Source organism: Methylococcus sp. S1M (assembly GCF_051295855.1).
GTDB classification, from domain to species: domain Bacteria; phylum Pseudomonadota; class Gammaproteobacteria; order Methylococcales; family Methylococcaceae; genus Methylococcus; species Methylococcus capsulatus.
Genome location: NZ_JBPDXO010000016.1, coordinates 1 through 10,847, shown reverse-complemented (window position 1 = coordinate 10,847; position 10,847 = coordinate 1). Strand labels below are relative to the sequence as shown.

The following is a 10,847-nucleotide window of genomic DNA, read 5'->3' as shown; positions in this document are numbered from 1 at the left end:
GCCGGGCCTCAGCTTCTCGGGCCGAGGCTTCGGCCATCTGCCGGGCGATGGCTTGGCCGGCGCGGTATTCGGGGGAGTTCTCCAGCGCGGCCAGCTCGGCGGCGAGGCTGGCTTGGCGGGCAGTGTCTTCGCGCTCTTGCTGCAGCGCTTTTTGCGTCTCCTTCGGCAGACAGGATTCGGGGTACATCCATCCCTTTCCGGACAGCCCCAAGTCCTTCTTGGATTTGCGCGGCCGGTCTTTCCCCCATCGATTTACTCCTTGCAGCGTGGTCTGCATTCCTGGCGTGCCGGCCAGCTCTACTGCCGAATACCAGCGCCTCCCGTCAACGACGACCATTCCTGCCCCTCCCTAAATACTGTTTGATGGCTTTCTTTTGCTGCGCCAGTTCGGCTTCCATGCGCTCGATCTCTCCCAGCTCGGCGAGCAACGCGTTCTCGCCGACCAGCACGGTGCAGCCGCGTTTTTCCGCGAAGAAGTTCAGCAGGGCGTAGCCATCCGTCGCCGCGTCGAAGGCGATGGCGTTTTCCAGGCTGATGTTGCGGGTGTCATGGCTTTCCGCGGTGTAGCCGTTGAGCTTGTACAGGTTGACTTCCTTGCCCAGCAGCCGCGTCATGCGCGCCGCGATTTCCGGCCGGTCGTGCTGACAGGCCTTGATGGCGCCGCTCATCACCGCGGCGATTTCCCGCGTGAAGGCGTAGCTGCCCGGCGCCAGGGGCACGGGCCGGGGTACGGCCTCGAACATGTCCAGGGACACCAGGTCGCGGGCACGGGCCACGTCAAACCTCCTCGCTCACTTCGGCATTGCGCGCCGGCTCGGATTCGCTATGCTGACGCGCACGGTGCATGCAGCGTGCGGCCCAGCCGCGATACGGGCGCTTGCCGCCGTCGCCGTAGCGGCTGGGCCAGATTTGTTCCGGCTTCACGCCGATGGCTTTGGCGATGATCGCCTCGGCTTTGGGATAGGGCTTGATCATCGCCGCCGACAGCGTGCCGCCCGACTTGTAGCCGTGCTCCAGCGCTAGCTGGCGCAGCGACTGGCCGGTCTTGTGCAGCGCGGCCACGATGTCGGCCGGATGCCAGTCTTCCGGGACTGGCTTTTTTTGGGTGCTGGTTTTGGACATTTAGGTCTCCTTTGCTGGGCCGTCAATTTGTTAGGAGTTGTTAGTCTATGAACAATCGTATGTTTTCGTCAACCCAAAAATCATACGTTCGTTTCTGTTTTCTTATTTTTTGCGGGACATATGTACATTTTTGAAATGAAATCAATTACTTGCGAAGAATCGAACGCGTTCGTTTGTTCGCGCTGGCTAGGTTCGTTTCTAGCATGAGAAACGAACCTTCGTTGAAGACGCTTGGAGGCCGACTCAGGGCGGTCAGAGAAAGCCTGGAACTGGGGCAAGTTGAGTTTGCTGGCAGTTTGTCGGTACACGCACGTACGTACCAGAATTATGAGAAAGACGTACGACAACCGCCAGCAGACTTCGTGACAGCCATCTGCGACCAGTACGGCGTGGAGCCCGCCTGGCTGCTAACGGGCGAGGGAGAAATGCGGAAAGCAAAGCGCCTGAGCACGGAGGAGACCGCCGCCGGACTGTTGAGCCATTCGGGCGCGGCGGAGAGGCTGACACCAGACGTCAACGCCGCAGAAGAGACTGCGGAGGTAATTGACACCAAGCTGCTGGCAGAGCTGCTTATGGCGTTGGATGAAGCGTTCTTGGCGGCGGGAAGGATTGCGCCAGTGGAAGACAGGGCGGAAATGGTGGCGCGGACTTACGCCGATATTGTAGAAGTTGCCCACGATTCGAAAACTCGAAGGATGGGGGCAAAGATGGCCAGGGAGATTTTTTCTCGGGCTGCTCTGCTGTTCAAGCCTGGCCGATAAGCTTTATCGATTAACTATCGAGTTGTGTCAAATCCTGCGCGAAATTCTCTCGTTTTCGCTTTTTCCTCGCTAATTTATGCCAAAACGAATTTTCGCGCGAAATTCGTTCAACTCATTGATTTGTCCTAAGAAGTCCGCCGTTGTCCGGGCTAGTCCAGAGTGCCAAATCAATAGCCTCCCCACATCGGGGCGGATTGTCGTGATTCGTTGGGGGTTAGTGCCCCACAGACACAAAAAAAGCACCTTGCTTTCGCATAAGTGCCTGATTTCTTGGAGCCGGTGATAGGATTTGAACCTACGACCCGCACATTACGAAAATTCGGTCCGGCTTTTTCTCTCATTTTCCCGCGTTCAACCTCGATTGCTGCCGTTTATTTTTCAATCGTTTAGCGGTAGGATTTGTTTTAGCTCGATTCATGCCAAACGCTTCGATTTGATTTCGGAGGTTGGAAATAGGTTGGAACGACGATGAGCAACAAAATGTGCGGGTCCATGTGCGGACGTGTGTGGGTCCGATGAAACCCTTCAAATTCACCAAGCGCGAACTTGAATCCCTGCCCTTCGAGGGGAAGTCTTACTATGCCCGCGACACCGAATCCAAGGGGCTGGCACTCCGAGTCGGCGCTGGCTCCAAAACCTTCTATGTGGTCAAGAAGGTCCAGGGCAAGGTGGAGTACATCAAGCTCGGGCCGTTTCCGGAAGTCACGGTCGAGCAGGCCCGCCGCCGCGCTGTCGAACTGCAAGCGGAAATCTCGAAAGGCAGGAACCCGGCCGAGCTGAAGCGAACCGCCAAGCAGGAAGCTACCTTCGGAACCTTCTGGCTCGAATACTTGAACAAATACGCCAGGGTCCACAAGAGTGCCAGCACGGTGCGGGAGGACGAAAAGACCTATCGACTGTATCTATCCCGATTCGCCACGAAGAAGCTTTCATCGATCCACCGGGCAGACGTGCAGCGGCTTCACCACGAAATCAGTGCCAAGGGAGCCGGACCCACGGCGAACCGGGTTATCGCAGTGCTCCGCGCCGCCTTGAACGTCGCGAAAGCCTGGGGGCACCTGCCCGGCGTGAATCCGGCCGAGGGCATCAAGAGCAATCGCATGGAGTCCCGCGACCGCTTCATCCAGCCGGGGGAGATGCCGAAGCTATGGCAGGCGCTCGCGGAGGAGGTCGATATCAACATCCGCGACTTCATCGTTTTGGCCCTGCTGACCGGACAGCGCAGAGGGAATCTCTTGGCTATGCGCTGGGATCAAATCGACATCAGTTCCGGCGTGTGGCGAATCCCTTCCGAGCATTCCAAGAACAAGCAGCCCATCACCGTGCCGCTGGTCCCGGAAGCGGTAGCCATCCTACAGGAGCGTCTGTCGTTCTGTGTTGGGGAATGGGTTTTCCCTGGGACCGGAAAGACCGGACACATGGTTGAGCCCAAGAAGGCATGGCGTCGCGTGCTGGATCGGGCAGGCATCGATGATCTTCGCATCCACGACCTACGCCGAACACTGGGAAGCTGGCAGGCCCGCCAGGGGGCAAGCCTCGCGATCATCGGCAAGAGCCTGGGCCACAAGAGCCAACAGGCCACGGCCATCTATGCCAGGCTGGACTTAGACCCAGTGCGTCAGTCCGTGGAATCCGCCACGGCCGCGATGCTGGAGGCAGCCGGAGCGAAGCCTTCCGCCGACGTGGTCAAGATGAGGAGGAAATAGCTATGTCGCCGAGGGAGGAGGCTGTAGCTTACCTTAACCAGGAGCTGCAGCGTGTTAGATCGCAGGGGCTAATACGCCAAATGGAGCCTATTATAGAAAGACTCATAGAGAATGCTGATTATCTCGGCAATGTGTTTGACAAGATATTTTCTCCGGCGCTTCATGAGTATGACCGGAAAAAAATCATGGATTGTTTTATCATCGCCACGGTATTTGCCAACCCGGACAGAACCAAAACAATAAGAGACGCAAGAAAGCGGCTTCCAGGGCTTATAGAGAAATTCAGGGCGAAATCGGCGGAGCTGTCAGAGCTATTGATAGAGGTTCGCAGGGCCGCAGAGAGAGCGGAGCTTGATCTTCCGTTGTGGATGTATGGAGCAGGAGAATATCTATCTGAGGAAACCAAGAGAAACTCCGTCAGATATAAAAATAGGATGCTGTTGCAAATGCAGATTCGTTCACACCTGGATGATGATGCTCCGATGTTTGAAACAAGGCCGAGCCTGCAAGAAATGCTGGAACAACTCGGGCAATCGTCAATGGATCACACCAATCCAAAATGGGGATTTGTTGAATCCGCTGTAGCGACACGGCAGCACTCGACGAAGGATTATATGGCTGCCCTCGATAAGGCGCTCGAGGAGCGTTTCAATGAGCAGAGGCTATACAACGCCATGACACCCGCAGCCGAGGCCGTGTTCAAGTCCATCACCAACACCGATCTTGCTCAGCTCGGGACCGTCTTGCTCGGCCTGGAACAGGAGATCAACCCAGATTCCGCCAGCCCGCGAAAGCTGAAGAAACGGCTCAAGCCTGACACCTGACGACCGGACAACTCGACCACAAACACGACCGCGAGTTGTCCGCGCCCGCTGCAATCGGTTCATGGAAACTGTTCTCGCACTTCAACATGCGAGGACAATTTCATGGCAACACCCACGCAAAACCTTGAGCTTCCACGGCTGCTGACTGACGTCGAGGCAGCGCAATATCTAGGACAGAGCGTCCGGACCCTTGCTACTTGGCGCTGCACCGGCCGGCACAATCTTCCTTACACAAAGATCGGCAGGAAGCCGTTCTATCGCGTCGAAGACCTGACGCGGTTCGTCGAAAAGAACGCGCGGGGCGTGAAGGCATGATGGCCCACTCCCTTCTCGGCGCCGTGATGAGCTACGGTGTTGACATCGGCGTTGATGCTGGCATCATGGTTGCCACGGAGCTTAGCAACTCCTTCAGGCGGAAACGCCACCCGTCAGACATGGCGATTTTTTATGCCCGGAATCCGTCCGGCATATTCCCGCATCGCGTATCGAGTTCGTTTGTTACGCGGCTGCGGTGTTCCGGGAAATACCCAATACCCGGAGTCTGTCCTGAACAGATGCTAAGCGCCGCAGTCGCCCTATATGGGCGCTCTCAACTTAGCAAACTTCAGGAGGCATACCATGCCTAGCAATACCACCCGCCCGACACTCAAACCCTGCCCATCACCCGCGCCGACCTGGACAAGTTGGAAGGCTGCATGCGGGATTGCCGGCTACTGTATTCGGCGTTGTCGGCGATTATCAGCGTGGACTGTACCAACGAAAATAAAATCGACGAGGCAGTCATTACTGACGTGGCCGAGCTGCTGAGGGACCAGACCAATAGAATTTGGGAAGCCGTGGACGAGGTATCAATCAGTATCCGCAAGAAGTTGGTCGATAACTGTCAACTGGAGGGGCTGAAATGAGCGCTTCAGAGATTTTGCTTACAGCGCTGGCTGTAATTGGAGTTGATCGTTTGGTCCAGGTCCTAGCCGAGTTGATCGCGGAGGTGGCGCGATGAGTGACAAATCACGAACGCTTTTTGTCCGGCTCGACAAAGCCGAGTCCGACAAGGTGCGAGCGCTGTCTCGTGAATTTGGCCTTCCGATGGAGGAGGTTATCAAGCGCATGATTCTTCACGCGCTTGAGCAACTGGAGGCCGAAGCGAAAGCACCGCAGGACCTGCCAGCCGGCGAGCGACAGCGTCTTGCTTTTGAGGCGGCCAGAAGGGAGGTTGAGGGATGGCGGCCAGAATTTTGACCAGGCCGAGTAACCCTTACGAGAAACCCAGCCGAAGCCGGCGACCCAAGAAGAAGTGGCGTAAGCGGCAGGGCTGACAACGAGTTAAACCGCGCCTAGCTCGACGGGGCGAACGGTCGGCATCTTCACCGACCCCGGCGCGGTTCCTTTATGAAGATATTCCGGAGAAGAGCGGAATGGTTGAAATACCCTTTCACAGACGATGGACCGCTGAAGACGCGGCCACATACCTAATTGATGATTCGTCGGACGATTGCGACGAGCAACGCCGCAAGGTCTGTAATGCGCTATCCGCGGCGATTCTTGCGGGCGCAATCCCTGCGCAAAAGGAAACAGGATACCGCGACATCCAACCCCAAACACCGGTTGAAGCCGCTGCGCGTGATCTTGCTATGGCGTATCAAATGTATGGAATCCAACAATATAAGTATCTAGGGAAGGAGAAATATGAATATGACGTTATTGCTCCGATTGACGCTATTATGTGGGCAATATCACGTGATTGGATAGATGTATCGCAGGCGTGCCTTGATTGGTACGACGAGGTGAAGGACGGATGCAATTATTCGGACGATGGGAATTCCAGCGTGAGGAAGGCAGGAAAGCCAAAAGGCCCTACGGATAACTCAAAGGCGCGTGTCATTTTGTGGCTTGCCAAGGCTTGCGGGTACGACACGGGGCAAAAAAGGCAACGGCCTGGCGTTATCAAGAGAATTCAGTCCGCGCTTCCGCTCAATCCACCCGACGAGAAGACAATTCATGACGTCATCCGCTGGGCAGATGATACGAATGGCAAGTCGCGTTATTGAGATGTGCGGCTATGCGGAACGACGAATTAAACTTAATTTGTTTCAATGACTTACGATTCCGCTTCCAGGAAAATAAGTATTCTCCGGAATACAGTTTGAATTCTCCAGCACACGTTGCTTTCGGTTTGATTTAATCGGCTGGGAATGGTTTAGCTTGTGAGGTACCAGATGGATAAAACCGATTTTGGATCACTGCCAGATGACGCGCTATTGACGCCGACCGAGAACGCAAAATGGCTAAGGACGACAAAGGCAACCTTGAACTATTGGCGAGTGACGGGTGGCGGCCCGCCCTGGCTGAAAATCGGCCGCAACGTTCGGTACCGAGCCGGTGACGTTCGGTCGTGGCTGGTGAGGTGCCGGCATGACTAGGACAGTTGGAGCCGCCCCCGGCTGGCACCGGGAAGCGGCGAGAGGAAATACCTGCACCGCCAATTCTCCGCAAAACGCCAGTTCCGCGCAACCCATCCATGAACTTCTGTCGCGCCTCAACGGCGTTAAACAAGTTGGGCCCGGCCGCTGGTTAGCAAAGGCCCCGACCAGGCAAGAGCGAACTGCCAGTCTATCCATTCGCGAATGCGACGACGGGCGTGTGTTGCTTCACGATTTCGGAGGGGATTCGACCGAGAGCGTTCTTGATGCTGTCGGGCTGACCGTCAGAGACCTGTTCCCGCCGCGAGACCCGCCGCTCGAGGGCTTCCGCCCGCGTCGAGGCGTTCCCGAGCACCAGGCCCGCGACCTTATTCGGCTTGCAGCCCGAGAAGCCGGCATTGTCGCAATCGTCATTCAGGACATCTTGAGCGGCAACGGGACCAGTGTAGACGACTGCCAGCGCGCGCTCCGCGCGGCTGAGACGTTGTCCAGTATCGTCAAGGAGGTAGGGCGGTATGCGTAGCGAGCGAGCGCAGCGGGAAAATGCCAGGCTCGATGACCTAGCAGACGAATTGCTGAAAGGTGGCAAGAATGGCAGCGACGACAGCAAGGCCAATGGGAAGTCGAAGGCCGCGAACGATGGACCGCCGGAGACCATATCAGCGGCGATCTTGTGCCAAAAGGAATTCGAGCCCCTACGATGGGTGATCCCCGGAATCCTACCTGAAGGCGTCGCCCTGCTGGTCGGAAGTCCGAAAATTGGGAAGAGCTGGGCGGCGCTGGATATGTGCATCGCAGTTGCGTCTGGCGGAACAGTGTTCGGCACAATCCGCGACGTGGACCAGGGCGAAAGTCTCTACCTGGCTCTTGAGGACAACGAACGCCGATTGAAGCGGCGATTACTTTCCCGGCTGTGCGGCACAGATGCCCCAGCGGCGATGCACTTGCGTACTGACTGGCCGCGGGCCGGCGCCGGTGGCGTTGACGCACTCCGCAAATGGCTCGACCAGCACCCTCAATGTCGGCTGGTGGTTATCGACACGCTGGCGAAGTTTAGACCGCAGCAAAACGCCAACCGCGACGCCTACAGCCAAGACTATGAGATCGGCGCGGCGCTGCTGGCTGTAGCGGCAAAGTACAAAATCGCCATCATCCTTGTGCATCACTCGAGGAAGATGGACGCCGAAGACCCGCTCCAAACTGTAAGCGGCACTCAAGGACTGACGGGTGGTGTCGACGGCATCCTTATCATGAAACGTAACCGCGGAACCGGCGATGCTGCCCTCTTTGTCACTGGGCGCGACATCGAGAACGAATCCGAGTATGCCCTGGCGTGGGACAAGACATCATGCCAGTGGCGCATCACCGGAGCCGGACCAGAGGCCCTATTGAGTCCAGAGCGTAAGCGCATCATCGAAATCATACGCAACCACGGGCCCATCACTGGTAAGGACGTTACTTCGGCTATTCACCCTGGCGTCGTAATCGCGAAGGACGCGAAGGAATGGCGAGCCGTTCGTAAACACTTGAGCGCTTTAGAAGACCAGGGCCTTATAGATAGAGCTGCCGGCGGATATGTAATCGCAAAGAGCGGTTCCACCAGTTCCACCGGTGGCACCAGTTCCACCGGTTCCACCGGTTCCACCGACGAGAAAGAAGATAGTTTCGACTCGAAAGGTGGAACCGGTGGAACTGCTTGCGAAAACGACCAGTTCCACCGCCAATCCAGCGGAGCCAAGGAATCACGCGGCTTTGACGGCGAAGGTGCTACCGGTGGACCAAGTGGAACCGGTGGAACCGCTAATTATGATTCTGCTGAATCGCCGCAAGCCGCTGGCGATTCAGCCGCCCACTTCACACCCGTCGACCTCAACCCTGACCCAGACATCGAGTGGTTCTGACAATGAACGCAGCAGCCAAATTCATCGAGCAAATTTCCGCCGCTGGAATTTCAATCTCGGCGGAAGGTGACGCCCTCGCCATCACTCCGGCATCGAAACTCACCGCCGAGCAGCGCACTTTCATTCGCGAGCACAAGACCGACCTCCTGACCGAGCTTCAGGCCGTCCGAGCATCGGAAGCCGTCCTGGAGCCATGCCAACCCGGCGCTGACATCGAGGTTGCGAACGACGCCGGCGGCACCGACCTGACCGACGACGAGCATAGCTTGCTGGTGCAGATGGGCTTGCACTGGGGCTACTCACCGGCGGACTGGCAAACCCTTTGGGACGCATGCCAAGACCCGGCGCAGAGGGCGAACTGGGTGCGCATCGCCGAGAGCGAGCGGCCGCCAGCGCCGGACGTAGACGACCCGGAGCAGAGCATCACCGTCCGCGTTGAGGCCGACATCGGCGCGGGCAGGAAGCGGTTCGACATGCTCGTGCCGCTCGACCGCTGGGACGAAGCCGCCTTCAGCGGGCAGATTGCCAAGCTCAACTGCGCATCGTGGTGGAAGCTGGGCGAGCCGCGGCGTTGTTCAGATTGCCGACACCAGAAACGGACCAGTCATCCAGCATTGGTCACATGCTCAAGCCCCGAGGGCGACCACTTCTACCCCGGAGCTGGAGGTCATTGGGGCACCGACGAACGCATGTGCAGAGGATGGGCACCGACCAGCCGCACCGACACCCGCGGCCAAACAGCCAGCACCGAATCAGGAGCAACACCATGAGCCTTCACATCCTCGCCCAAGGCACCTTGCACAAAGACCCGCAACTCCGGCAATCGGCATCGGGCAAGACCTTCACCACGGCAAACGTCCGCATCGAGGCGGATGGCTCAACCACATGGTGTTCACTGATCGTCTTCGACCAGACGGCGCAAGATGAGCTGCTGCGCTGCCATGCCGGCGATGCCGTCTCAGTCCAGGGCAAGCTGAAAGTCTCTGTGTTCGAGAAGGCTGGCGAACACCGGGCCAGCCTGGACATCGTGGCGAACAGCGTCACCGCTCTGCGACCGAAGCCCCGACCGAAGCAGCAGCGGCAGAGCAAGGTGGACGGCAGGGCGTTCGATGCGAGGCAGGCTTACGGCCGGCCTGGGCCAGCACACGAGGCTGAGCCCGATTTCGACGATCCCATTCCTTTTGACTGAGGATTGCCCAGATGAACCCAGAACGCAAAGCCCTAATGCTATCGCTGGGGCGCCGCAACGAAGTCGCCCTCGAAGAACGCGTCGAACGGCTCGAACTGGAGCTTGCCAAAACCCTGGCCGCTCTTGATTCCGTGCTGCTGTACCTGGCCGAGCTGCGCGAAGGCGGCCATCTTCCACAGATTCAAGATGCCGACTGGTGACCCGTGGACGGCTTCAGCGACGAAATCATTTTTTGAGGGCGCGCCATGACGACCAGATACGCAGCACCATCACCCTGCCCACAATGCGCATACCCCGCAGGCGTCAAGCTGCGGCCTGGCATCAAGGCTTGCTTATGGTGCGGCGCTGAGCATTCGGCCGACCAGTCGGATGTGGCGCAAACGCAACACGGGCGACCGGCGGAATGCGTAGGTTCTTCCCAGACAGATTGCTCGCCACGGGTCGTCAAACTCGCGGTTTTCGCTTAATTTTCGGCCCATATGGGTTGTTGTTGTTTACTTCCTATTTTTCATTCCTAAAGGTTATAAGCAAAATGCCCAGCCCCGCCGACCCTGCCAAGTTCGTCGCCGAATTCGACGCTGGCGAGCCCAGCCCCGAGGCCCTGCACTGGGTTCAACGAGCCTTCCGCGCCCACCTAGCCGGCGAGTCACTGACTAGGGCGTTCGGCTTCGACACGTACAGCCGCGGGCTCAGGGACGCCCTGAAGCACGCCAGAATCCGCCGCGCCATCGTCCAGGCTGCCGACCTGCTGCCGGAGACATCAACGCCCTACTCGAAGGCCAAGACGATCCGCGCCGAGCTGCTGCGCCTACTCCGCACCTGGCCCAGACACACCGCCCGCAGTCGCATGGACGAGTTGCTGCTGAACGTGATCGAAGCCGCTGACGGCGATCCGCCGACCGGCTTGACGACCATCCGCTACAC

General features: G+C 58.0%; 15 protein-coding genes. 12 read left to right on the top strand and 3 right to left on the bottom strand.

From position 1 onward, the window contains the following. The 3 genes from ACSHWJ_RS15625 to ACSHWJ_RS15615 form a co-directional block, all read right to left on the bottom strand. Positions 1-277: hypothetical protein (locus tag ACSHWJ_RS15625; RefSeq protein ID WP_435928760.1), on the bottom strand; the 277-nt coding region annotated here is incomplete at its 3' end. A 46-nt stretch (positions 278-323) separates the two neighbouring features. Next, on the bottom strand, positions 324-776 hold the full coding sequence (locus tag ACSHWJ_RS15620) for a hypothetical protein (RefSeq protein WP_432540042.1): 453 nt from the start codon (positions 774-776) through the stop codon (positions 324-326). Position 777: 1 nt separating this feature from the next. Then, complete coding sequence (locus ACSHWJ_RS15615) at positions 778-1,122, bottom strand: helix-turn-helix domain-containing protein (RefSeq protein ID WP_432540043.1); 345 nt, start codon at positions 1,120-1,122, stop codon at positions 778-780. Between the two features lie 203 nt (positions 1,123-1,325). Here ACSHWJ_RS15615 and ACSHWJ_RS15610 point away from each other — a divergent pair, with 203 nt between their 5' ends. The 12 genes from ACSHWJ_RS15610 to ACSHWJ_RS15555 form a co-directional block, all read left to right on the top strand. Then, positions 1,326-1,883 (top strand): helix-turn-helix domain-containing protein, encoded by a 558-nt coding sequence (locus ACSHWJ_RS15610; RefSeq protein WP_432540044.1) that lies wholly within the window; start codon positions 1,326-1,328, stop codon positions 1,881-1,883. Positions 1,884-2,398: 515 nt separating this feature from the next. Beyond that, entirely contained in the window at positions 2,399-3,589 is a 1,191-nt protein-coding gene (locus tag ACSHWJ_RS15605; protein WP_432540045.1) for a tyrosine-type recombinase/integrase, read from the top strand. 2 nt (positions 3,590-3,591) lie between these two features. Next, positions 3,592-4,413 carry a hypothetical protein gene (locus ACSHWJ_RS15600; protein WP_218800984.1) on the top strand — a complete coding sequence of 274 codons (822 nt, stop codon included), beginning with the start codon at positions 3,592-3,594 and terminating at the stop codon, positions 4,411-4,413. 102 nt (positions 4,414-4,515) lie between these two features. Further along, a complete protein-coding gene (locus ACSHWJ_RS15595; protein WP_218800983.1) occupies positions 4,516-4,728 on the top strand; it encodes a helix-turn-helix domain-containing protein in 213 nt (70 codons plus the stop codon). A 681-nt stretch (positions 4,729-5,409) separates the two neighbouring features. Then, entirely contained in the window at positions 5,410-5,652 is a 243-nt protein-coding gene (locus ACSHWJ_RS15590; RefSeq protein ID WP_432540046.1) for a hypothetical protein, read from the top strand. 176 nt (positions 5,653-5,828) lie between these two features. Next, positions 5,829-6,461, top strand: coding sequence for a hypothetical protein (locus tag ACSHWJ_RS15585; protein ID WP_432540047.1), 633 nt, complete (start codon positions 5,829-5,831; stop codon positions 6,459-6,461). 168 nt (positions 6,462-6,629) lie between these two features. Next, the gene (locus tag ACSHWJ_RS15580) at positions 6,630-6,833 is read left to right on the top strand and encodes a helix-turn-helix transcriptional regulator (RefSeq protein WP_432540048.1); all 204 of its coding nucleotides are present in this window, start codon (positions 6,630-6,632) and stop codon (positions 6,831-6,833) included. Between the two features lie 515 nt (positions 6,834-7,348). Beyond that, positions 7,349-8,734 (top strand): AAA family ATPase, encoded by a 1,386-nt coding sequence (locus tag ACSHWJ_RS15575; RefSeq protein WP_432540049.1) that lies wholly within the window; start codon positions 7,349-7,351, stop codon positions 8,732-8,734. Between the two features lie 2 nt (positions 8,735-8,736). Continuing rightward, a complete protein-coding gene (locus tag ACSHWJ_RS15570; RefSeq protein ID WP_432540050.1) occupies positions 8,737-9,504 on the top strand; it encodes a hypothetical protein in 768 nt (255 codons plus the stop codon). Next, on the top strand, positions 9,501-9,923 hold the full coding sequence (locus ACSHWJ_RS15565; RefSeq protein ID WP_432540051.1) for a single-stranded DNA-binding protein: 423 nt from the start codon (positions 9,501-9,503) through the stop codon (positions 9,921-9,923). The genes ACSHWJ_RS15570 and ACSHWJ_RS15565 overlap by 4 nt, the downstream gene beginning before the upstream one ends. Positions 9,924-9,934: 11 nt before the next feature. Continuing rightward, entirely contained in the window at positions 9,935-10,123 is a 189-nt protein-coding gene (locus ACSHWJ_RS15560) for a hypothetical protein (protein WP_432540052.1), read from the top strand. 332 nt (positions 10,124-10,455) lie between these two features. Continuing rightward, positions 10,456-10,847 (top strand): hypothetical protein (locus ACSHWJ_RS15555; RefSeq protein WP_432540053.1); only part of this gene is annotated, 392 nt, incomplete at its 3' end.